The organism is Nonomuraea sp. NPDC003201 (genome assembly GCF_053590415.1).
In genome coordinates this window covers 1-26111 of the sequence record NZ_JBSFTC010000046.1, presented here as the reverse complement: position 1 = coordinate 26111, position 26111 = coordinate 1, and the positions used below count along the sequence as shown (strand labels likewise).

The 26111-nt window shown below is 72.4% G+C and carries 2 protein-coding genes; both read left to right on the top strand.

All coding sequences use genetic code 11. From position 1 onward, the window contains the following. Positions 1-8 precede the first annotated feature (8 nt). The gene (locus ACWDX9_RS19160) at positions 9-25463 is read left to right on the top strand and encodes an SDR family NAD(P)-dependent oxidoreductase (protein WP_449955495.1); all 25455 of its coding nucleotides are present in this window, start codon (positions 9-11) and stop codon (positions 25461-25463) included. Between the two features lie 31 nt (positions 25464-25494). Then, positions 25495-26111 (top strand): beta-ketoacyl synthase N-terminal-like domain-containing protein (locus ACWDX9_RS19155; RefSeq protein WP_449955492.1); only part of this gene is annotated, 617 nt, incomplete at its 3' end.

The following is a 26111-nucleotide window of genomic DNA, read 5'->3' as shown; positions in this document are numbered from 1 at the left end:
AGGCGAGAATGGCTGCGAACGACACCAAGCTCATCGAGGCCCTGCGTTCCTCATTGAAAGAGACGGAACGGCTGCGTGCGCAGAACCGTTCTCTCGCCGAGGCGGCGCGCGAGCCGATCGCGATCGTCGGAATGGCCTGCCGCTACCCGGGCGAGGTCCTGTCACCGGAGGACCTGTGGGACCTGGTGGCCACGGGCGGGGACGCGATCGGGGAGTTCCCCGCCGATCGCGGCTGGGACCTCGAGAAGCTGTACGACCCGGACCCGGACAGCCGTGGGACGTCGTATGCGCGGCATGGCGGGTTCTTGTATGACGCGGCGGAGTTTGATTCGGGGTTTTTCGGGATTTCGCCGCGTGAGGCGTTGGCGATGGATCCGCAGCAGCGGTTGCTGCTGGAGGCGTCGTGGGAGGCGATCGAGCGGGCGGGTGTCGACCCGGCGGGGTTGCGCGGCAGCCGTACCGGCGTGTTCGCCGGGGTGATGTACCACGACTACGCCCCTCAGGTGTCCTCCGTGCCCCAGGAACTGGAGGGCCTGGTCGGGACCGGCAACTCGGGCAGCATCGCCTCGGGCCGGGTGGCGTACACGTTCGGGTTCGAGGGCCCGGCGGTGACCGTGGACACGGCGTGCTCGTCGTCGCTGGTGGCGTTGCACCTGGCGGTTCAGGCGCTGCGATCGGGGGAGTGCGATCTGGCGCTGGCCGGCGGTGTCACGGTGATGGCCACGCCGGGCACGTTCGTGGAGTTCTCGCGGCAGCGCGGGTTGTCCCCTGATGGGCGGTGCAAGGCGTTCTCGGCTTCGGCGGACGGCACGGGCTGGGCCGAGGGTGTCGGCATGCTGCTGGTGGAGCGACTGTCGGACGCGCGGCGTAATGGCCACCGGGTGCTGGCGGTCGTCAAGGGCTCGGCGATCAACCAGGACGGCGCCAGTAACGGCCTGACCGCGCCGAACGGTCCTTCCCAGCAGCGGGTGATCCGGCAGGCCCTGGCCAACGCCGGGCTCGCGGCCGGGGACGTGGACGTGGTCGAGGCGCACGGGACCGGGACCAGCTTGGGTGACCCGATCGAGGCGCAGGCTTTGATCGCGACCTACGGCCAGGAGCGGGACCGGCCGTTGTGGCTGGGGTCGCTGAAGTCGAACATCGGTCACTCCCAGGCTGCGGCCGGGGTGGGTGGCGTGATCAAGATGGTCATGGCGATGCGGCACGGGGTGCTGCCGCAGACCTTGCACGTGGACGAGCCGTCCCCACATGTGGACTGGTCAGCCGGGGCCGTCGAGCTGCTGACCGAGGCCCGGTCGTGGGACGTTCAGGATCATCCGCGCCGTGCCGCCGTCTCGTCGTTCGGGGTGAGCGGCACCAACGCGCATGTGATCATCGAGCAGGGTGAGGAGACCGACGCGGTCGCCGGCGACGGCACGGGGCTGCCGGTGGTGCCGTGGCTGATCTCGGCGAAGACGCCCGAGGCGCTGGCCGGGCAGGCCGAGCGGCTCGCGTCATGGGTGGAGGAACGCCCGGAGCCGGACACCGCCGGGGTCGCGTGGACGCTGGCGACCGGTCGTACCGTGCTGGAGCAGCGTGCGGTCGTGGTCGGTGCGGATCGTGACGAGTTACTGGCCGGGTTGCGGGCGCTGGTCTCGGATGGGGTTTCCGGGAGTGGTTCTGGCGGAAAGCTGGCGTTGTTGTTCGCCGGCCAGGGGAGCCAGCGGGTCGGTATGGGCCGGCAGTTGGCCGAGTCGTTCCCGGTGTTCGCTGAGGCGCTGGAGGAGATCGACCGACTCCTGCCGATCCGTGAGGTGATGTTCGACGACCCGGATGGGGTGTTGAACGAGACCGGGATGACTCAGCCGGCGTTGTTCGCCTTCGAGGTCTCGCTGTATCGGCTGCTGGAGTCCTTGGGGGTCCGGGCGGGTGTGCTGGTCGGGCATTCGATCGGTGAGATTGCCGCCGCGCACGTGGCCGGTGTGTTCTCGCTGGCGGATGCGTGTGCTCTGGTGGCGGCCCGAGCGCGGTTGATGCAGGCCCTGCCGGCGGGCGGCGCGATGCTGGCGATCGCCGCGCCCGAGGCGGAGGTTCTCCCGATGCTGGGGGACCGGGTCGGGATTGCGGCGGTCAACGGTCCGGCTGCGGTGGTGGTCTCCGGCGACGCTGAAAAGATCGCGGAGATCGAGGAGCGGGTGAGCGTTCGGACGCGCAGGTTGCGGGTCTCGCACGCTTTCCATTCGCCGTTGATGGAGCCGATGTTGGCGTCCTTTGAGGAGGCCATCTCCGGGTTGACCTACCACGAGCCTACTCTTGCGATCGTTTCCAACCTCACCGGCCGGCTGGCCGAGCCAGGCCAGCTCACCCGTCCCGGTTACTGGGTGGAGCACGTGCGCCAGGCTGTGCGGTTCGCCGACGGGGTGACGGCTTCAGGGGCGAGCCACTTCCTGGAGGTCGGCCCGGACGGGGTGCTGACCGGGCTGGCTCAGCAGAGCATCGCCGACGGTGTGTTCATCCCTGCCAGCCGCAAGGACCGCGACGAGGTCCGCTCTCTGATCGAGGCGCTCGGCCGGCTGCACACCCACAACATCGCCGTGGACTGGACCGCGGTACTGGCACCGACCGGGCAGGTCGATCTGCCCACCTACGCCTTCCAGCACCAGCGGTACTGGATGTCGGCGCGGGCCGACGCCGGGGACATGGCCGGGGCCGGGCTCGCGGCAATCGATCACCCGCTGCTGAGCGCGGTGACCGAGATCGCCGGCGGCGAGTCCGTGATCTTCAGCGGCCGGCTCTCCGTGGCCGCGCAGCCGTGGCTGGCCGACCACGCCGTCAACGGCACGATTCTCCTGCCCGGAACGGCGTTCCTGGAGCTGGCGTTGCAGGCCGGGGACGAGGTCGGTTGCCCGGTCGTACAGGAGCTCACTCTTCAGGCACCGCTGCTGCTGCCCGCCGACGGCGGGCGCCAGCTGCAGGTGCTGGTCGGCAGCGGTGACGACGCCGGAGTGCGGCCGGTCTCGATCCACTCCCGCGCCGACGGCGACGCCCCCTGGGTGCTGCACGCCGATGGCACGCTGGCCGATGCCGCGCCCGCGCCCGTGGAAGGGCTGGAGCAGTGGCCGCCGTCCGGCGCCGCCGTGATCGACGTGTCCGACGCCTACGACCTCCTCCTGGACATGGGATACGAGTACGGGCCCGTCTTCCAGGGTCTGCAGGCGGCCTGGTCCCGAGATCGCGACGTGTTCGCCGAGGTCGCGCTGCCCGAGCAGGCGCACGCCGACGCGGCCAGGTCGGGACTGCACCCCGCCCTGCTGGACGCCGCCATGCACGCGCAGCTGATCGCCGGGGACGGGCAGACCGTCCTGCCGTTCTCCTGGGGCGGAGCGCGGCTGCACGCGGCAGGCGCGAGCAGCGTCCGGGTGCGGATCTCCCGCATCCGGGACACCTCCATCGCCCTGACCATCGCCGACGCCGACGGCGCGCCGGTGCTGTCGGTCGAGTCGCTGGCCGTGCGGCCCGTCTCGGCCGGTCAGCTCACCGCCGCTCGCGGCGACCACGCCGACGCGCTGTTCCGCGTGGACTGGACACCGCTCTCGCTCGCCCCCGCCGGGGTCGAGGAGCTGCCCGAGCTGACGGCCGTCGCCGAGGATGCCGCCGTGCCCGAGGCCGTGACGTACGTGGTGTCCGCGCCGGAGGGCGAGGTCCTCGACGCCGTCCACGAGATCACCGCCGAGGCCCTGGGCGTGATCCAGGAGTGGCTCGCCGACGAGCGGTTCACGTCGTCGCGGCTGGTCGTGGTGACGCGTGGTGCGGTGGCCGTACAGGCCGCCGAGGGCCTGGACGTCGGCACGGCCCCGGTGTGGGGCCTGGTACGGGCGGCCGAGGCGGAGAATCCGGGCCGGTTCGTACTGGTGGACGTGGACGGCAGCGCGGAGTCGTGGCGTGCCCTGGGTTCGGTGGTCGCTTCGGGAGAGCCGGAGGCGGCTGTTCGCGACGGGCAGGTGAGGGTTCCCCGGCTGGTGAAGGCAGCGGTGTCCGCGGGCGAGCCGGTGTTCGGCCCGGACGGCACGGTGCTGGTGACCGGTGGCACGGGTGGACTGGGTGCCCTGGTGGCGCGGCACCTGGTGACGGCGCATGGAGTGCGCAGGCTGGTGCTGGTGAGCCGGCGTGGCCTGGAGGCGCCCGGCGCCGCCGACCTCGTGGCGGAGCTGGCCGAGCTGGGAGCCGAGGTCGCGGTCGAGGCCTGCGACGTGGCCGACCGGGAGGCGCTGGCCCGCGTTGTCGCTTCGGTGGCGGACTCGTTGACCGGGGTGGTGCACGCGGCCGGGGTGAGTGACAACGGCCTGGTGGGGTCGCTGTCGGTGGAGCGGCTCGCGCGGGTGCTGGGGGCCAAGGCGGCAGCTGCGTGGCATCTGCATGATCTGACGGCGGGTCTGGACCTGTCGGCGTTCGTGCTGTTCTCGTCGGCCGGGGGTCTGGTGCTGGCGGCGGGGCAGGCCAACTACGCGGCGGCGAACGTGTTCCTGGATGCCCTGGCGTCGTACCGGCGGTCGATGGGGTTGGTGGCGACGTCGCTGGCGTTCGGCCTGTGGGACACCGACGCGGGCATGGGCGGCGCGCTGAGCGAGGCCGACTTCGAGCGCATGCGGCGTCAGGGCCTGCCGGCGCTGTCGGTGGAGGAGGGGCTGGCGCTGTTCGACGCCGGGTCGGCCGGTGACACGGCGGTGCTGGTGCCGTTGCGGGTGGACGCGACGGCCCTGCGGAGCCGCGGCGAAGGGCTTCCGGCGCTGTTGCGCGGGCTCGTACGCGGTCCCGCGCGGCAGGTGGCGCGTGCGGCGGGAACGGGGCTGGCACGGCGGCTGGCGGGGTTGGAGGCCGACCAGCGGGACCGGATGCTGCTGGAGCTGGTCCGGCAGCAGGTCGCCAAGGTGCTCGGACACGCTTCGATGGACGCGGTCCAGCCGGATCGCGCCTTCCAGGAGCTGGGCTTCGACTCGCTGACCGCCGTGGAGTTCCGCAACCAGCTGATCGCCGCCACCGGGCTGCGGTTGCCGGCGACGTTGGTGTTCGATTTTCCGACGGCTGAGGCGGTGGCCGGGTATCTGGCGGGTGAGCTGGCCGGTGGGCGGTCGTCGGAGGCCGTGGTGGCCACCACGATGGCGACGGACGAGCCGATCGCGATTGTCGGGATGGCGTGCCGGTATCCGGGGGGTGTGGTTTCGCCGGAGGGTTTGTGGGAGTTGGTGTTCTCGGGTCGGGATGCGGTGGGGGAGTTCCCCGCCGATCGCGGCTGGGACCTCGAGAAGCTGTACGACCCGGACCCGGACAGCCGTGGGACGTCGTATGCGCGGCATGGCGGGTTCTTGTATGACGCGGCGGAGTTTGATTCGGGGTTTTTCGGGATTTCGCCGCGTGAGGCGTTGGCGATGGATCCGCAGCAGCGGTTGCTGCTCGAAACGTCGTGGGAGGCGGTTGAGCGGGCGGGGATCGATCCTCACGGGTTGCGTGGCAGTCGGACGGGTGTGTTCGCCGGTGTGATGTATCACGACTACGGGTTGGGGACTCCGGCGAACACCAGTGGTGGGAGTTTGGTGTCGGGTCGGGTCTCCTACACGTTGGGGCTGGAGGGCCCGGCGGTGACCGTGGACACGGCGTGTTCGTCGTCGTTGGTGGCTTTGCATTGGGCTGCTCAGGCGTTGCGGTCCGGTGAGTGCGATCTGGCGCTGGCCGGTGGTGTGACGGTGATGTCGACGCCGGGGATGTTCATCGAGTTTTCGCGGCAGCGGGGGCTGGCGGCGGATGGGCGGTGCAAGGCGTTCTCGGCCTCGGCGGATGGGACGGGTTGGGGTGAGGGTGTCGGTGTGCTGCTGGTGGAGCGGCTGTCGGACGCTCAGCGCAACGGTCACCAGGTGCTGGCGGTCCTCAAGGGCTCGGCGATCAACCAGGACGGCGCGAGCAACGGGATCACAGCTCCGAACGGTCCTTCCCAGCAGCGGGTGATCCGCCAGGCCCTGGCGAACGCTGGTTTGTCGGCCGCTGATGTGGATGTGGTCGAGGCGCACGGGACTGGTACGACGCTGGGTGACCCGATCGAGGCGCAGGCTTTGATCGCGACGTATGGCCAGGAGCGGGACCAGCCGCTGTGGCTGGGGTCGCTGAAGTCCAACTTCGGTCACACGCAGGCCGCCTCCGGTGTCGGTGGCGTGATCAAGATGGTCATGGCGATGCAGAACGGCTTCATGCCCCGGACCTTGCACGTGGACGAGCCGTCGCCGCATGTGGACTGGTCGGCCGGTGCCGTTGAGCTGCTGACCGAGGCGCAGCCGTGGGAGCAGAACGGGCACGCCCGTCGTGCGGCGGTCTCCTCGTTCGGGATCAGCGGCACCAATGCGCATGTGATCATCGAGCAGGGGCCGGGGGCAGACGAGCAGTCGGAGCCTGTTGACGAGCCGCCGGTGGTGCCGTGGGTGGTCTCGGCCAAGGATCCGCAGGCGCTCAGGGCTCAGGCGTCTCGACTGGCGTCGTGGCTGGAGGAGCGGCCGGAGCTGAAGACGGCCGATGCTGCTTGGTCGTTGGCCACGGGGCGGGCCGTGTTGGAGCAGCGTGCGGTCGTGGTGGGCGCTGACCGTGACGAGCTGCTGGCCGGGTTGCGGGCGGTGGCCGAGGGTTCCCCGGAGGTGGCGGCTGGTGGTCGGCTGGCGTTGCTGTTCGCCGGTCAGGGGAGTCAGCGGGTCGGGATGGGCCGGCAGTTGGCCGAGGCGTTCCCGGTGTTCGCTGAGGCGCTGGAGGAGATCGACCAGCTTCTGCCGATTCGTGAGGTGATGTTCGACGACCCGGATGGGGTGTTGAACGAGACCGGGATGACCCAGCCGGCGCTGTTCGCCTTCGAGGTCGCGCTTTATCGGCTGCTGGAATCCTTCGGCATCCGCGCGGATGTGCTGGTCGGGCATTCGATTGGGGAGATCGCCGCCGCGCACGTGGCCGGAGTCTTCTCGCTGGCCGATGCGTGCGCCTTGGTGGCGGCTCGGGCGCGGTTGATGCAGGCTCTGCCGACCGGCGGCGCGATGCTCGCGATTGCGGCACCCGAGGCGGAGGTTCTGCCGCTGCTGGGGGACCGGGTCGGGATCGCGGCGGTCAACGGCCCGGCTGCGGTGGTGGTCTCCGGAGATGCCGAGGCGATCGCGGAGATCGAGGGGCGGGTGAGTGTTCGGACGCGCAGGTTGCGGGTCTCGCATGCTTTCCATTCGCCGTTGATGGAGCCGATGCTGGCCGACTTCGAGGAGGCCATCTCCGGTCTGACCTACCACGAGCCGACGGTCGCGATCGTTTCCAACCTCACCGGCCAGTTGGCCGAGCCGGGGCAGCTGACCAGCCCGAGCTATTGGGTGGAGCACGTGCGCCAGGCCGTGCGGTTCGCCGACGGGGTGACGGCTGCGGAGGCCGGTTGCTTCCTGGAGGTCGGCCCGGACGGGGTTCTGACGGGGCTGGCCCAGCAGAGCATCGCCGACGGGGTGTTCATCCCTGCCACCCGCAAGGACCGGGATGAGGTCCGCGCGCTGGTGGAGGCGCTCGGCCGGCTGCACACCCACGGCATCACCGTGGACTGGACAGCGGTGCTGACCCCGGCCAGGCACGTAGACCTGCCCACCTACGCCTTCCAGCGGGAGCGGTACTGGGTCAATGCGCAGGTCGAGGCCCGTGAGATGAGTTCTGTCGGGCTGGCGGACGTGGACCATCCGCTGCTGGGCGCCATGACCGAAGTGGCCGCCGGAGAGTCCGTGGTCTTCAGCGGCCGGTTGTCGGTGGACACGCAGCCCTGGCTGGCCGATCACATGGTCAGCGACACGATCCTGCTCCCCGGCACGGCGTTCCTGGAGCTGGCGCTGCACGCCGGGAACGAAGTGGGCTGCTCGCGCCTGCAGGAGCTCACTCTTCAGGCGCCGCTGCTGCTGCCTGCGGACGCCAGCTGTCAGCTGCAGGTCGTGGTGGGCGCGAGCGACGAGTCCGGGACGAGGCCGGTCTCGATCCACTCCCGTGTCGAGACCGACGCCGCGGGCGCGTGGACGGGGCATGCCGAAGGCGCGCTGACCACGGCTCCGCCGGTGTCGGTGTCGGCGTCCAGGCTGGAGCAGTGGCCGCCGTCCGATGCCGTCGGGATCGACGTGGCAGACGCCTACGACATGCTGCTGGACCGCGGTTACGAGTACGGGCCGGTCTTCCAGGGGCTGCAGGCGGCCTGGCGGCGCGGCGAAGAGATGTTCGCCGAGGTCGCGCTGCCGGAGCAGGCCTTCGGCGACGCGGGACGCTTCGGGATCCACCCGGCTCTGCTGGACGCCACGCTGCACGCGCAACTGGTCGCCGGGGACGGGCCGACGGTCCTCCCGTTCTCCTGGGCCGGAGTGGATCTGCACGCGGCCGGCGCGACCGGCGTACGGGTGCGGATCTCCCCCTTGCGCGACAACGCCATCGCTCTGACCATCGCCGATCCCACCGGGGCTCCGGTCCTGTCGGTGGAGTCGCTCGCCGTACGCCCGATCTCGGCTGACCAGCTCGCCGCGGCCAAGAGGAACAGCCTCGAGTCGCTGCACCACCTCGATTGGAGCACGGTTCCGGCCGATCCCGCGGCGCAGGCGCCCACATGGGCATTGCTTGAGGGACTCGCCGAAACCGGGACGGTTCCGGAGTGCGTGCTGGTGGCGGCCCCGGTAGGACGGGGAGCAGTGCATGAGGTGCTGGGCCTGCTGCAGGAGTGGCTGGCGGACGAGCGGTTCACGTCGTCGCGGCTGGTCGTCGTCACGCGCGGCGCGGTGGCGGCGGGTCCGGCGGATGTGCCGGATCCGGCGCAGGCGGCGGTGTGGGGTCTGGTACGGGCCGCGCAAGGCGAGCAGCCGGGCCGGTTCGTGCTGCTCGATCTGGATGACGACACACCTGAGGACATGATCGGCCGGGCGCTGGCCTGTGGCGAGGCCCAGGTGGCGGTGCGGGCCGGTGAGGTGCGGGCGCCGCGCCTGGCCCGGGCGGCGGTGCCCGAGGGCCTGAGGCCGGTGTTCGAGCCGGAGTCGACCGTGCTGGTCACCGGTGGTACGAGTGGCCTGGGCGCGCTGGTGGCCCGGCACCTGGTCACGGCGTACCAGGTGGGGCATCTGGTCCTGGTCAGCAGGCGGGGCGCGGACGCTCCGGGGGCCGCAGAGCTGGTGGCGGAGCTGTCCGCGCTGGGCGCCGAGGTGAGTGTGGCCGCCTGCGACGTGAGCGACCGTGACGCCGTTGCCGAGCTGATCGCCTCCATGCAGCGCCCGCTGGCCGGTGTCGTGCACGCGGCCGGTGTCCTGGACGACGGCGTGATCACTTCCCTGACGTCCGAACGGCTCGACACGGTCATGCGGCCCAAGGCCGACGCCGCCTGGCACCTGCACGAGCTGACCCGGGATCTGGATCTGTCGGCGTTCGTCCTGTTCTCCTCGATCGCCGGGGTGCTGGGTGGCCCTGGCCAGGGCAACTACGCGGCGGCGAACGCGTACCTGGACGCCCTGGCGGAGCACCGCAAAGCACAGGGGCTGCCCGCGATCTCGCTGGCCTGGGGCCTGTGGAACACGGGCGGCATGACCGAGGAGCTGACCGAGGCCGACCTGCGCCGCATGGAGCGCGTGGGGCTGAAGCCGCTGTCGGAGGCAGAGGGCCTGACGCTCTTCGACGCCGCGCTGTGCTCCGACCGGCCGGTGCTGGTCGCGGCGCGGTTCGCGCAGGCCAGGAGCGCTCGCACCCAGCCGCGGCGGGCCGCCGCGGTCAACGGGCTCGCGGACCGGCTGGCCGCCATGGAGCCGGCCGAACGGCAGTCGGCACTGTCGAACCTGGTGCGCCAGGAGGTGGCGACCGTCCTGGGCCACGCCTCGGCCGACGCGGTACAGCCCGATCGGACGTTCCAGGATCTCGGCTTCGACTCCCTCACCGCGGTCGAGTTCCGCAACCGGCTCGCCACGGTCACCGGGCTGCGCCTGCCGGCCACGCTGATCTTCGACTACCCGACCGCCGCCGCGGTCGCCGATTACGTGGACTCGGAGCTGACGGGGGACGCGTCCGCGGCGTCCGTCGCCGTGGCCCGGACGGCGATCGACGACGAGCCGATCGCGATCGTGGGGATGGCCTGCCGTTACCCGGGTGGCGTGGTGTCTCCGGAAGGTCTGTGGGAGCTCGTCTCCTCCGGCACGGACGCGATCGGGGAGTTCCCCACCGACCGTGGCTGGGACCTCGGCAGGGTGTACGACCCCGACCCGGAGAGCAAGGGCACCTCCTACGTACGCCACGGCGGGTTCTTGTACGAGGCCGCCGAGTTCGACCCCGGGTTCTTCGGGATCTCGCCGCGCGAGGCGTTGACCATGGATCCGCAGCAGCGGCTGCTGCTGGAGACCTCGTGGGAGGCGCTTGAGCGCGCCGGTGTCAGCCCCGTCGCGCTGCGCGGCAGCCGGACCGGGGTGTTCGCCGGTGTGATGTATCACGACTACGGGCTGGGCACTCCGGCGTCGACCAGCGGCGGCAGCCTGGTGTCCGGGCGGGTGTCGTACACGTTCGGGTTCGAGGGCCCGGCCGTGACCGTGGACACCGCCTGCTCGTCGTCCCTGGTCGCGCTGCACCTGGCGGCGCAGGCGCTGCGGTCCGGTGAGTGCGACCTCGCGCTGGCCGGTGGTGTGACGGTGATGTCGACGCCGGGCACGTTCATCGAGTTCTCCCGCCAGCGCGGCCTGGCCACGGACGGCAGGTGCAAGTCCTTCGCCGCCGCGGCGGACGGTACCGGTTGGGGCGAAGGCGCCGGCGTGCTGCTGGTGGAGCGGCTGTCGGACGCCCGCCGCAACGGGCACCAGGTGCTGGCGGTCGTCAAGGGCTCGGCGATCAACCAGGACGGTGCGAGCAACGGGATCACGGCTCCGAACGGTCCTTCCCAGCAGCGGGTGATCCGGCAGGCGCTGGCCAACGCTGGTCTGTCGGCCGGGGACGTGGATGTGGTCGAGGCGCACGGCACGGGCACCAAGCTCGGCGACCCGATCGAGGCCCAGGCGCTCCTCGCGACCTACGGCCAGGACCGGGAGCAGCCGCTGTGGCTGGGGTCGCTGAAGTCGAACTTCGGCCACACGCAGGCCGCGGCCGGTGTCGCCGGGGTCATCAAGATGGTGATGGCCATGCGCCGTGGCCTCATGCCCCGGACCTTGCACGTGGACGAGCCGTCGCCGCACGTGGACTGGTCTGCGGGTGCCGTTGAGCTGCTGACCGAGGCCCGCCCGTGGGAGCGGCAGGACCGGCCGCGGCGGGCGGCGGTCTCCTCGTTCGGCATCAGCGGCACGAACGCTCACGTGATCATCGAGCAGGTTGACGCCGAGGTCGCGAGTGATGACGCGGTTCTGCCCATGGTGCCGTGGCTGATCTCGGCCAGGACCACCGAAGCGCTGCAGGCCCAGGCCCGGCGTCTGGAGTCGTGGGTCTCGGAGGAGACCTCGATCGCCGGTACGGGCGCGGCGCTGGCGTTGAACCGGGCGGTGCTGGAGCAGCGTGCGGTCGTGGTGGGCGCCGACCGTGAGGAGCTGCTGGCCGGGTTGCGGGCGCTGGCCTCGGACGTGGTTTCCGAGAGTGGCTCTGGTGGCAGGCTGGCGTTGCTGTTCGCCGGTCAGGGAAGCCAGCGGGTCGGGATGGGCCGGCAACTCGCCGAGGCGTTCCCGGTGTTCGCCGAGACGCTGGAGGAGATCAACCAGCTCCTGCCGATCCGCGAGGTCATGTTCAACGACCCGGACGGGGTGTTGAACGAGACCGGCATGACCCAGCCCGCACTGTTCGCCTTCGAGGTCGCCTTGTACCGGCTGCTGGAGTCCTTCGGGGTCCGCGCCGATGTGCTGGTCGGTCACTCGATCGGGGAGATCGCCGCCGCGCACGTGGCCGGGGTGTTCTCGCTGGCCGACGCATGCGCCCTGGTGGCGGCCCGAGCCCGGCTGATGCAGGCACTCCCGACCGGCGGCGCGATGCTCGCGATCGCGGCACCCGAGGCGGAGGTTGTACCGCTGCTGGAGGGCCAGGTCGGGATTGCGGCGGTCAACGGCCCGACTGCGGTGGTGATCTCCGGAGACGCCCAAAAGATCGCGGAGATCGAGGAGCGGGTCAGCGCTCGGACACGCAGGCTGCGAGTCTCCCATGCTTTCCACTCGCCATTGATGGAGCCGATGCTGGCGTCCTTCGAGGAGGCCATCTCCGGTCTGACCTACCACGAGCCGACGGTCGCGATCGTCTCCAACCTCACCGGCCAACTGGCCGAGCCAGGCCAGCTGACCACCCCGAGCTACTGGGTGGAGCACGTGCGCCAGGCCGTGCGGTTCGCCGACGGAGTGACGGCCGCCGGGGCGAGCCACTTCCTGGAGGTCGGCCCGGACGGAGTGCTGACCGGGCTGGCTCAGCAGAGCATCGCCGACGGCGTGTTCATCCCCGCTGCCCGCAAGGACCGCGACGAGGTCCGTACCCTGGTCGAAGCCCTGGGACGGATGCACGCCTGTGGTCTGACCGTCGATTGGGAGGCGTTCTTCGCCCCCGTGGGGACGCAGCGGGCGGACCTGCCCACCTACGCCTTCCAGCGGGAGCGGTACTGGGTGCCCGCCGCTCAGGGCACCGGCGATGTGGACGCGGCCGGGCTGGGCGCCGTCGATCATCCGTTGCTGAGCGCGGTGACCGAGGTGGCCGGTGGCGAGTCGGTGGTCTTCAGCGGCCGGTTGTCGCTGGCCACGCAGCCCTGGCTGGCCGATCACCTGGTCAACGGCATGGTTCTGCTTCCCGGCGCGGGCCTGGTGGAGCTGGCGGTTCGTGTCGGTGACGAGGTGGGCTGCTCGTGCCTGCAGGAGCTGACCCTGCAGGCCCCGCTGGTGGTCTCCGCCGAGGGCGGCGTACAGCTGCAGGTGGTGGTCGGCGCGGCGGAGGAGTCCGGCCAGCGGTCGGTGAGCATTCATTCCCGGTCCGGTGACGGGGACGAGTGGGTCCGGCACGCCGACGGCGTGCTGGCGGCCACGGCCGCGGAGCCGGGCTTCGACGTGGCGCAGTGGCCGCCGGCGGACGCGGTGCCGGTCGATGTCGAGGACCTGTACGAGAACCTGGCGGGGATCGGCCTGGAGTACGGCCCGCTCTTCCAGGGCCTGACGAGCGCGTGGACCCGGCCGGGCGAGGTGTTCGCCGAGATCACGCTGCCGGACCAGGCGCACGCCGAGGCGGCGCGGTTCGGGATGCATCCGGCCCTGCTGGACGCCGCGCTGCACGCCAGCGCACTGGGCGATCTGCTGCCGACGCCCGAGCCGGGTCAGCCGTTCCTGCCCTTCGCCTGGTCGGGAGTGTCGCTGCACGCGACCGGAGCGACCGGCCTGCGCGTAAAGGCCACCAAGAACACCGCCGCCGGCAGCACCTCCGTCTCGCTGGCCATCGCGGACGGCACCGGCGCTCCGGTGGCCGACATCGACGCGCTCACCGTCCGGCCGCTGTCCACCGGCCAGCTGCAAACGGGTCAGAACCCCCTCTACCAGGTGACCTGGACGAAGCCGGCCGAGGTTCCGGCAGCGCCCGTCGAAGTGGGTGAATACCCGGACCTGGCGGCTCTGGGGGACGCGGTGCCGGAGTGGGCGTTCCTGGAGTGCCCGGCCACCGACCCCGCGACGGACGTCCCCACCGCCGTACGGCAGGCCATCCGTCCCGTCCTGGAGTCGGTGCGGGAGTGGCTGGCGGACGAGCGGTTCGCGTCGTCGCGGCTGGTCATCGTCACGCGTGGCGCGGCGGCGGTGCGGCCCGACGAGTCCGTGGACGTCGGGTTGGCCCCGGTATGGGGGCTGGTGCGGGCGGCCGAGGCCGAGAACCCGGGCCGGTTCGTCCTGGTGGACGTGGACGGCGGCGAGGAGTCCTGGCGCGCTCTGGGCGCAGTGGTCGCCTCCGGGGAGCCCGAGGCCGCTGTGCGCGAGGGCGAGGTGTGGGTGCCGCGGCTCGCGCGGGCCGCGAGCGCGGAAGGCGGGTCACCGGCGTTCGGGCCGGACGGCACCGTGCTGGTGACCGGTGGCACCGGCGGGCTCGGCGCGCTGGTCGCCCGGCACCTGGTGGTCACCCACGGAGTGCGGCACCTGCTTCTGGCCAGCCGCAGCGGGCCGGCGGCCGCGGGCGCGGCCGATCTGGTGGCCGAGCTGGGCGAGCTCGGGGCCGAGGTGTCGGTGGCGGCCTGCGATGTCGCCGACCGGGACGCGCTGGCCGAGACGATCGCTTCCGTCCCTCAGCAGCATCCGCTGGTCGGCGTGGTGCACGCGGCGGGCGTGGCCGACAACGGGCTGGTGGGTTCGCTGTCGGCCGAGCGGATCGACGGAGTGTTGGGGGCGAAGGCCGACGGAGCCTGGCACCTGCACGAGCTGACCCGCGAACTGGACCTGTCGGCGTTCGTGCTGTTCTCGTCGGCCGGCGGGTTGGTGCTGGCGGCGGGGCAGGGGGCGTACGCGTCGGCCAACGTGTTCCTGGACGCGCTGGCGGTGCACCGTCGCTCGCTGGGGCTGCCGGCGACGTCCCTGGCGTACGGGCTCTGGGACGCCGAGACCGGGCTGAGCGCCTGGCTGAGCGAGGCCGACCTGGAGCGGATGCGGCGTCAGGGGCTGCCGGCGCTGTCGGTGGACGAGGGCCTGGCGTCGTTCGACGCGGGCGTGGCCGCGGAGGCGGCGGTGCTGGTGCCGTTGCGGGTCGACGCGCAGGCGCTGCGTTCGCGGGGTGACGGCCTTCCGGCCCTGCTGCGCGGGCTGGTACGCGGCTCGGCCCGGCGGGTGGCGCGCTCGGACGCGTCGGCGCTGGGGCGGCGGCTGGCGGGTCTGGAGCCGGCGGAGCGCCGGCAGGTGCTGCTGGAGCTGGTACGCCAGGAAGTGGCGACCGTCCTGGGCCACGCCTCAGGGGACGCGGTGCAGCCCGATCGCGCCTTCCAGGAGCTGGGCTTCGACTCGCTGACCGCGGTGGAGCTGCGTAACCGGCTGAACGCCGTTTCCGGGCTGCGCCTGCCCGCCACCCTCGTCTTCGACTACCCGACCGCCGCCGCGGTCGCCGATTACCTGGACTCGGAGCTGACGGGAGCCGCGTCCGCGGCGTCCGTCACCGTGGCCCGGACGGTGATCGACGACGAGCCGATCGCGATCGTGGGGATGGCCTGCCGGTATCCCGGTGGCGTGGTGTCTCCCGAGGGTCTGTGGGAGCTCGTGCTCTCCGGCACGGACGCGATCGGGGAGTTCCCCACCGACCGCGGCTGGGACCTGGACAAGCTATACGATCCCGACCCCGACACCAGGGGCACCTCCTACGTACGCCACGGCGGGTTCCTGTACGACGCGGGGGAGTTCGACCCCGGCTTCTTCGGGATCTCGCCGCGTGAGGCGCTGGCGATGGACCCGCAGCAGCGGCTGCTCCTCGAAACCTCGTGGGAGGCCCTGGAGCGGGCCGGAATGGACCCGCACGGGCTGCGCGGCAGCAGGACCGGCGTGTTCTCCGGCGTCATGTACCACGACTACGCCTCTCAGCTCACTTCGGTGCCGGAAGAGCTGGAAGGCCTGATCGGCACCGGCAACTCGGGCAGCGTCGCCTCCGGCCGGGTCTCGTACACCTTCGGCTTCGAGGGCCCCGCGGTGACCGTGGACACGGCGTGCTCGTCGTCGCTGGTGGCGCTGCACCTGGCGGTGCAGGCGCTGCGGTCCGGTGAGTGCGACCTGGCCCTCGCCGGCGGCGTGACCGTGATGGCGACGCCGGGCACGTTCATCGAGTTCTGCCGGCAGCGCGGACTGTCCACCGACGGCCGCTGCAAGGCGTTCTCGGCCGAGGCGGACGGCGCCGGCTGGAGCGAAGGCATCGGGGTGCTGCTGGTGGAGCGCCTGTCGGACGCGCGGCGCAACGGCCACCAGGTGCTGGCGGTCGTTCGCGGTACGGCGGTCAACCAGGACGGCGCCAGCAACGGCCTGACGGCGCCGAACGGTCCCTCGCAGCAGCGCGTGATCCGCCAGGCCCTGGCCAACGCCGGGCTGTCGGCCAACGACGTGGACGTGGTCGAGGCGCACGGCACGGGGACCCCGCTGGGTGACCCGATCGAGGCCCAGGCGCTGCTCGCCACCTATGGCCAGGAGCGGGACCAGCCGGTGTGGCTCGGCTCGATCAAGTCGAACATCGGCCACACGCAGGCCGCCGCCGGCGCGGCGGGCGTCATCAAGATGGTCATGGCGATGCGGAACGGCGTACTTCCCAGGACCTTGCACGCGGACGAGCCCAGCCCGCACGTGGACTGGTCGGCGGGCGCGCTGGAACTGCTGAACGAGCGCCAGCCGTGGGACCGGCAGGACCGCCCGCGCCGGGCAGCGGTCTCCTCCTTCGGCGTCAGCGGCACGAACGCGCACGTGGTGCTGGAGGAGCCGCCGATCGAGGCCCCGGTGGAGCCCGAGCCCGTTGACGAGCCGCCGGTGGTGCCGTGGGTGCTGTCGGGCCGCAGCGCGGAGGCGTTGCGGGCGCAGGCGGGCCGGCTGGCCGATGCGGTGTCCGGGATCCGACCGGCAGATGTGGGCTGGTCGTTGCTCGGCCGCTCGGCGTTCGACCACCGCGCGGTGGTGATCGGCGCCGACCAGGAGGAACTGCTGGCCCGGCTCGAAAGGCTGGATGAAGGCGCGGTGCGGGGCGTGGCCGGGCCGGGTGGCAAGACGGCGTTCGTCTTCCCCGGTCAGGGGTCGCAGTGGCTCGGCATGGGCGTCGAGCTGCTGGACGACTCCCCGGTGTTCGCCGCGCGGATGGCGGAGTGCGAGGCGGCGCTGTCGGAGTTCGTGGACTGGTCCCTCACCGATGTGCTGCGTAGCGGGGAAGGCCTGGACCGGGTCGATGTGGTGCAGCCGGTCCTGTGGGCCGTGATGGTGTCCCTCGCCGAGGTTTGGCGCTCGCTCGGAGTGACACCATCCGCCGTGGTCGGTCACTCCCAAGGGGAGATCGCCGCCGCCGTGGTGGCGGGCGCGCTGTCGCTTCAGGACGGCGCCCGGGTGGTCGCGCTGCGGAGCCAGGCCATCGTGGCACTGGCCGGACAAGGCGGCATGGCATCGATCCCGCTACCGGCCGCAGAAGTGACCGCGGACGACCGGATCTCCATCGCGGCCGTCAACGGACCTTCCTCGACGGTGGTGTCAGGAGACGCGGACGCCATTGACGAATTGATCGCCGGCTATGAGGCCCAGGGGGTGCGGGCGCGGCGGATCGAGGTGGACTACGCCTCGCATTCGGCCCATGTCGAGGCGATCGAGGACGAGTTGGCAAGGCTGCTGGCCCCGGTCACCCCGCAAACGAGCGAGGTGCCGTGGTACTCGACCGTCCGGCAGTGCTGGCTGACCGGGACCGAGGTGGACGCCGCGTACTGGTACGAGAACCTGCGCCAGACGGTGTGGTTCACCCCCGCGGTGAGTGAGCTGGCGGGTTCGGGCTTCCGGTTCTTCGTCGAGGTCAGCGCGCATCCGGTGGTGCAGATCGGGATGCGCGAGGCGGTCGAGGAGGCCGGCGCCGAGGCGGTCGTCGTGGGTACGCTGCGCCGCGACGACGGCGGTCTACGCAGGTTGTGGACCAGCGCCGCCGAGCTGTGGGTACGCGGCGCGGAGATCGACTGGGCCGGTGTGTACGAGCCCGCCCGCCCGAACCAGGTCGAACTGCCCACCTACGCCTTCCAGCACCAGCGCTTCTGGCTGCTGGAGTCGGCCGGTGCCGGCGACGCGGAGAGCCTCGGCCTGTGGGCCACGGGACACCCGCTGCTCGGCGCGGTCACGGGCCTCGCCGACGGCGGAGCAGTGGTCCTCACCGGCCGCGTGTCGATCGCCACCCACCCGTGGCTGGCCGACCACGCCGTCAACGGGCAGGTGTTCCTCCCCGGGACGGGCTTCGTGGAGCTGGCCATCAGGGCCGGCGACGAGGCCGGCTGCGACCTGCTCGAAGAGCTGACCCTGCAGGCGCCGCTCGTCGTGCCCGAGCGCGGCGCGGTCCAGCTCCAGGTGGCCGTCAGTGCCCCGGACGAGGACGGCCGACGGCGGCTGGGGATCTACTCCCGCCTCCACGGCGCGCAGGACGAGCCCTGGACCCAGCACGCCGCCGGAACGCTGACGCGAGCCGGCGTGACGGCGCCGGAGCCCGAGAGCGTCTGGCCGCCGGAACGAGCAGAGGCGGTGGCGCTGGACGGCCTGTACGACCAGTTCGCCGCCATGGGCCTCGGCTACGGCCCCGCCTTCCGCGGGCTCCGGGCCGCATGGCGCAAGGGCGACGAGGTCTTCGCCGAGCTGGCGTTGCCGGAGGAGATGGCGCGCGACGCGGCCCGGTTCGGGCTGCACCCGGCGCTGTTCGACGTGGCGCTGCACGCCACCGCGCTCGGCGGGTTCGCGCCGGACGCGGAGCCCGGCCGCCCGTCCCTGCCGTTCGCCTGGAGCGGCGTGGCGCTGCACGCCTCCGGTGCCACGAAGCTCCGCGTACGGATCTCCTTGCGGGCACAGGGCGCGGTTTCCGTGACATTGACGGATACGGGTGGCCTGCCCGTGGCCACGGTCGCCTCGCTGGCGGTACGTCCGGTGTCCACCGGTCAACTGGAGACCACCCCGGCGGCCAGGAGCAGGAACAAGCTGTTCCAGGTCGACTGGGTGCCGGTGGAGTTGAGCCCGACGGGCGACGCGCGAGAGATCCTGGCAGGGCTCCCCGAGGCCGGGACGGTTCCGGAATGCGTGCCGGTGGCGGCTCCGGCCGGTGTGCACGAGACGCTGGACCTGCTGCAGGAGTGGCTGGCGGACGAGCGGTTCACGTCGTCGCGGCTGGCGGTCGTCACGCGTGGCGCGGTGGCGGCCGGTCCGGCGGATGTGCCGGATCCGGCACAGGCGGCGATCTGGGGTCTGGTACGGGCCGCGCAGGCCGAGCAGCCCGGCCGGTTCGTCCTGCTCGACCTGGACGACGACACGCCCGAGGACGTGATCGGCCGGGCACTGGCCGGCGACGAGGCCCAGGTGGCCGTGCGGGCCGGTGAGGCGCGGGTCCCGCGCCTGGCGCGGGCGGCGGTGCCGGAAGGCCGGGAGCCGGCGTTCGGGCCGGAGTCGACGGTGCTGGTCACCGGCGGTACGAGCGGTCTGGGCGCGCTGGTGGCCCGGCACCTGGTCACGGCGTACCAGGTGGGTCGTCTGGTGCTGGTCAGCAGGCGCGGGCCGGATGCTCCGGGGGCCGCGGACCTGGTGGCCGAGCTGTCCGCGCTGGGCGCGGAGGTGAGCGTCGCCGCCTGCGACGTGGCCGACCGTGCGGCCTTGGCGGCGGTGGTGACCTCGGTGGCGGGCTCGCTGACCGGCGTCGTGCACGCGGCCGGCGTCCTGGACGACGGCGTGATCACCTCCCTCACGTCCGAACGGCTCCACACGGTCATGCGGCCCAAGGCCGACGCCGCCTGGCACCTGCACGAGCTCACCCGCGATCTGAACCTGTCCGCGTTCGTCCTGTTCTCCTCCCTGGCAGGCGTCATGGGAGGCGCGGGCCAGGGCAACTACGCGGCGGCGAACGCGTACCTGGACGCCCTGGCGGAGCACCGCAGAGCACACGGGCTGCCCGCGATCTCGCTGGCCTGGGGCCTGTGGAGGGAAGGCGGCCTCGCGGAGCTCGACGACGCCGCCCTGCGGCGGCTCGCGCGCTCCGGCGTCGACCCGTTGTCGGCCGAGGACGGGCTGGCCCTCCTCGATGCCGCGCTCGGCACCGACCGGGCCACGCTGGTCCCCGCCCAGCTGAACCTCAAGGTCCTCGGCGCCCACGCGGACATGCTGCCCCCGCTGCTGCGCGGGCTCGTGTCCGGTCCCGCCAGGCGCGTGGTGACGGCCGCGTCGGAGGCCGCCGCCACGCTGAAGCAGCAGCTGGCGAGCCTGCCGCCGGCCGGACAGCAGTCCGTGCTGGAAGACCTGGTACGCGATCAGCTGGCCGTGGTGCTCGGCTTCGCCGACCGGTCGGCCCTCGACGAGGGCATGTCGTTCCAGGAGCTGGGCTTCGACTCGCTGATGGCGGTGGAGTTCCGCAACCGGCTCAGCGAGGTCACGGGCATCCGGCTGCCGGCGACGCTGGTCTTCGACTATCCCACCCAGGCGGCGCTCGTCAGGTTCCTGTCCGGCGAGCTGCTGGGTACGCATGAGGTCGCCGTCACGGCACGGACGTCGGCGGCCGACGACGAGCCCATCGCGATCGTCGGCATGGCCTGCCGCTTCCCCGGCGGGGTCGCCTCGCCCGAGGACCTGTGGCGGCTGGTGGCGCAGGCCGGGGACGCCGTGGGCGAGTTCCCGGCGGACCGCGGCTGGGATCTGGACAGGCTGTACGACCCGGACCCCGGCAACCGGGGCACCTCGTACGCCCGGCACGGCGGCTTCCTGTACGACGCCGCCGAGTTCGACCCCGGCTTCTTCGGGATCTCGCCGCGTGAGGCGCTGGCGATGGACCCGCAGCAGCGGCTGCTGCTCGAAACCTCGTGGGAAGCGCTCGAACGCGCCGGAATCGACCCCCACGGGCTGCGGGGCAGCCGGACGGGTGTGTTCGCCGGTGTGATGTACCACGACTACGCGTCCCAGCTGTCCTCGGTGCCGGAAGAGCTGGAAGGCCTGATCGGCACCGGCAACTCGGGCAGCGTCGCCTCCGGCCGGGTGTCGTACACCTTCGGCTTCGAGGGCCCCGCGATGACCGTGGACACCGCGTGCTCGTCGTCCCTGGTCGCGCTGCACCTGGCGGTGCAGGCGCTGCGGTCGGGCGACTGCGACCTGGCGCTGGCCGGCGGCGTGACCGTGATGGCCACCCCGTGGACGTTCATCGAGTTCGCCCGGCAGCGCAACCTCTCCGTGGACGGCCGGTGCAGGGCGTTCGGCGAGGCCGAGGGCGGCGTCGGGCTGTCGGAGGGCGCGGGCATGCTGCTGGTGGAGCGGCTGTCGGACGCGCGGCGCAACGGCCACCAGGTGCTGGCGGTCGTCCGCGGATCCGCGGTCAACCAGGACGGCGCCAGCAACGGCCTGACCGCCCCGAACGGCCCCTCGCAGCAGCGGGTGATCCGCCAGGCCCTCGCCAACGCCGGACTGTCGGCCGCGGACGTGGACGCGGTCGAGGCGCACGGCACGGGCACGGTGCTCGGCGACCCGATCGAGGCCCAGGCGCTGATCGCGACCTACGGCCAGGAGCGGGACCAGCCCCTGTGGCTCGGCTCGATCAAGTCGAACATCGGCCACTCCCAGGCCGCCGCGGGCGTCGCGGGCGTGATCAAGATGGTGATGGCGCTGCGGAACGAGACGCTGCCGCAGACCCTGCACGCGGACGAGCCGTCCACGCACGTGGACTGGACGGCGGGCGCGGTGCGGCTGCTCACCGACGCGCAGCCGTGGCAGCGGAACGGGCACGCGCGCCGCGCCGGCATCTCCTCCTTCGGCATCAGCGGCACGAACGCCCACGTCGTCCTGGAGGAGTCCCCGGTCGCGCCCGAGCCGGAGCCCGCCGGCGAGCTGCCGATGGTTCCGTGGGTGCTGTCGGGACGCAGCGAGCAGGCGCTGTCGGCGCAGGCCGGACGGCTCCGCTCCTGGATCGAGTCGCGGCCGGAGCTGGACGTGGCCGACGTCGGCTGGTCGCTGGCGGCGGGCCGGTCGGTGCTGGAGCACCGCACGGTGATCACCGGCGCGGACCGCGCCGAACTGCTCGAAGCGCTGGCGGCGCTGGCCGACGGCAGCCCGGACGAGCCGAGGATCCAGACGGGGCTGGTGCGCTCGCGGGCCAAACTGGCACTGCTGTTCGCCGGTCAAGGCAGCCAGCGGGTCGGGATGGGCCGACAGTTGGCCGAGGCGTTCCCGGTCTTCGCCGAGGCGCTGGAGGAGATCAACCAGCTCCTGCCGATCCGTGAAGTCATGTTCGACGACCCCGACGGGGTGTTGAACGAGACCGGGATGACCCAGCCCGCGCTGTTCGCCTTCGAGGTCGCCTTGTACCGGCTGCTGGAGTCCTTCGGCATCCGCGCGGATGTGCTGGTCGGTCACTCGATCGGAGAGATCGCCGCCGCGCACGTGGCCGGGGTCTTCTCGCTGGCCGATGCGTGCGCCCTGGTCGCGGCCCGGGCCCGGCTGATGCAGGCTCTGCCGACCGGCGGCGCGATGCTCGCGATCGCCGCGCCCGAGGCAGAGGTCCTGCCCCTGCTGGAGGGCCAGGTCGGGATTGCGGCGGTCAACGGCCCCGCAGCCGTGGTGATCTCCGGAGACGCCCAAAAGATCGCGGAGATCGAGGAGCGGGTCAGCGTTCGGACACGCAGGTTGCGGGTCTCGCACGCCTTCCATTCCCCGCTGATGGAGCCGATGCTGGCCGACTTCGAGCAGGCCATCTCCGGTCTGACCTACCACGAGCCGACGGTCGCGATCGTCTCCAACCTCACCGGCCGGCTGGCCGAGCCGGGTCAGCTGACCAACCCCGGTTACTGGGTGGAGCACGTGCGCCAGGCCGTGCGGTTCGCCGACGGGGTCGCGGCTGCTCGTGCCGCCGGGGCGAAGGTGTGGGTGGAGGTCGGTCCGGACACCACTCTGACCGCGCTGGCCCAGCAGAGCCTGGAGGACGGCGCCTTCGTACCCGCCGCGCGCAAGGACCGCGACGAGACCCGTACGTTCGTCGAGGCCCTGGGCCGGATGCACGCGAACGGCGTCGCCGTCGACTGGGAGGCGTTCTTCGCGCCGGCCCGCCCGTCCCGGGTGGACCTGCCCACGTACGCCTTCCAGCACGAGCGCTACTGGCTCCTGCCCGGCCCGGACACCGGCGACGTCACCATCGCGGGCCTGGGCGCCGTCGAGCACCCGCTGCTCAGCGCGGCGACCGAGGTGGCCGGCGGCGAGACGGTGATCTTCAGCGGGCGGCTGTCGGTCGCCACGCACCCCTGGCTGGCCGACCACGTCGTGGGCGGCAGCGTGATCGTGCCGGGCACCGCGCTCGTCGAGCTGGCCGTCCGGGCCGGGGACGAGAGCGGCTGCCCGCACCTGCAGGAGCTCACCCTGCAGGCCCCCCTGGTCCTGCCCGAGGGCGGCGGCGTCCAGCTCCAGCTGGTGTCCACCGCCACCGAGGAGCCGGGCCGCAGGTCGCTGGCGATCCACTCCCGTACGCAGGACGCGACCGAGTGGACCCAGCACGCCCAGGCCACGCTCACCGCGACCGTGCCCGAGCCGGACATCGACCTGCGGCAGTGGCCGCCCGCAGGCGCGGAGCCGGTCCCGGTCCAGGACCTCTACGACGACATGCTCGCGATCGGACTGGACTACGGGCCGACGTTCCAGGGGCTGACAAGCGCCTGGGAGCGGGGCGGCGAGGTGTTCGCCGAGATCGTCCTGCCCGAGGAGGCGCACGCGGACGCCGGCCGGTTCGTGCTGCACCCCGCCCTGCTGGACGCCGCGCTGCACGCCACCGCCCTGGGCGGTCTGCTGCCGCGGCCCGAGCGGGGGCGGCCGTACCTGCCGTTCGCGTGGTCGGGCGTGTCCCTGCTCGCGGCGGGAGCGACCAGCCTGCGCGTCAGGATCGCCAACGTCGGTGGCGCGGCCATCACGCTGAGCATCGCCGACGAGCTCGGCGCGCCGGTCGCCGCCGTCGAGACCCTCACCCTGCGCCCGATGGCCGGCGGCCGGCAAGGCGGCGGGAACCAGGGCACCCTGCACCAGATCGAGTGGACCCGGCTCGCAGACGCGCCCGCGTCCGAGACGCCGCGCTGGGCGCTGCTCGGTGCCGACGACCTCGGCACCGGCCGCGTCACCTATCCGGACCTGGCCACTCTGGTCTCGCTGCACGACCCGGCCGATCTCCCGGAGGCGGTCCTGACCGGCCCCTCCGCCGGGCAGGACCATCACGCGGCGACGCACGGCGTCCTCGAACTGCTGCAGAGCTGGCTGGCGGAGGAGCACCTCGCGTCGTCCCGGCTCGTCATCCTCACGCGCGGCGCCCTCGCCACCACCGACGGCGAGAGCCCGGACCTCGCCCAGGCGGCGGTCGGCGGCCTCGTGCGGGCCGCGCAGGCCGAGCAGCCCGGCAGGTTCGTGCTGCTTGACCTGGACGGCGACACGTCCGAGGACGTGATCGGCCGGGCGCTGGCGTCGGGCGAGTCGCAGCTCGCGGTGCGGGCGGGCGAGCTGTGGGTGCCGCGCCTGGGCCGGGCCACGGATCTGGAGGATCAGGGTCCGGTGTTCGGGCCGGAGGGCACGGTGCTGGTCACCGGTGGCACGGGTGGGCTGGGCGCATTGGTGGCCCGCCATCTGGTCACCGAGCACGAGGTCAGGCGGTTGGTGCTGGTGAGCCGTCGCGGCCTGGGGGCGCCGGGCGCGGCCGAGCTGGTGGCCGAGCTCTCGGAGCTGGGCGCCGAGGTGGAGGTGGCGGCCTGCGACGTGGCCGACCGTGAGTCGCTGGCGGCGACGGTCGCCTGGGTGGCGGACTCGCTCACCGCTGTCGTGCACACGGCCGGCGTGCTGGACGACGGGGTGATCACGTCCCTGACGTCCGAGCGTCTTGACACGGTCCTGCGGCCCAAGGCCGATGCCGCCTGGCACCTGCACGAGCTGACGCGAGGGCTCGACCTGCGGGCGTTCGTGCTGTTCTCCTCGATGTCGGGAGCGCTGGGAGGAGCGGGCCAGGGCAACTACGCCGCGGCGAACGCGTTCCTCGACGCGCTGGCCCAGCTGCGGGCCGCCGAAGGGCTGGCGGGCACGTCCCTGGCTTGGGGGCTGTGGGAGCAGGGCGGCATGTCCGGCGAGCTGACCGAGGCCGACCTGCGCCGCCTGGCTCGCATGGGCGTGGCGCCGCTGTCCGCGGCCGACGGGCTGGAGCTGTTCGACACCGCGGTCACGTCCGGCCGGTCGCTGCTCATCCCGGCCCGATTCGTCCAGGCCCGCGCCAGCGCGCGGACCTCCATGCGGCGGGCCGGCGCCACCGACGGGCTCGCCGAGCGGCTGTCCGCGATGGAGCCGGCCGAGCGCCGGTCGGCGCTGTCGGACACCGTCCGCGGCCAGGTGGCGGCCGTCCTCGGGTTCTCCGACGGATCCGCCATCGACCCGCAGCGCCCGTTCCAGGACCTCGGGTTCGACTCCCTGACCGCGGTCGAGTTCCGCAACCAGCTCGGCCGGGCCACGGGCCTGCGGCTGCCCGCCACCCTCGTCTTCGACTACCCCACCCCGGTGGCCCTGACCGACCACCTCATGGGGTACTTCGGCGAAGCCGGGGCGGAGAACGAGGAGGCCGGCATCCTGCGGATCTTCGCGGAGCTGGACCAGATCCAGGATTCACTGACCACACTCGCCGAGGACAGCACGGTGCGCGCCAGGCTCACCGCACGCCTCAAAGAGCTCCTGTCGGGCCTGAACGGCACGGGCGAGTCGGACGTCGCGGACCAGCTCGAGTCCGCCAGCGACGACGAGATGTTCGCCTTCATCGACAACGAGCTCGAGATCTCTTGACAGTTGCAGCGGCTCAGAAGGGCTACGTTCGATGGCAAACGAAGACAAGCTCCGGGGCTACCTGAAGCGGGTCACGGCCGACCTGCACCAAACCAGGCAGCAACTGCGGGAGATCCAGGGCCGGGAGCACGAGCCGATCGCGATCGTCGGCATGGCCTGCCGCTACCCGGGCGGGGTCACCTCGCCCGAGGAGCTGTGGCGGCTCGTCGCCGACGGCGTCGACGCGATCTCCGAGTTCCCCACCGACCGCGGCTGGGACGAGAACCTCTACCACCCCGACCCGGACAACCCGGGCACGACCACGGCCCGGACGGGCGGCTTCGTCTACGACGCGGCCGACTTCGACGCCGGCTTCTTCGCGATCTCGCCACGTGAGGCGTTCGGGACCGACCCGCAGCAGCGGATGTTCCTGGAGTCGTGCTGGGAGGCGTTCGAGCGCGCCGGCATCGACGCGAACTCCGTGCGCGGAAGCCGGACCGGCGTCTACGCCGGCGTCATGTACCACGACTACTTCCGCGCCGAGGCGCTCGGCAGCGTGGTCTCCGGCCGCGTGGCGTACGCGCTCGGCCTCGAGGGCCCGGCGATCTCGGTCGACACGGCCTGCTCGTCGTCGCTGGTGGCGCTGCACCTGGCGGCGCAGGCGCTGCG

Excerpts from the sequence above, each read along its gene's own strand:
- ACWDX9_RS19160 (WP_449955495.1), top strand. The coding sequence starts at position 9 with ATGGCTGCGAACGACACCAAGCTCATCGAGGCCCTGCGTTCCTCATTG.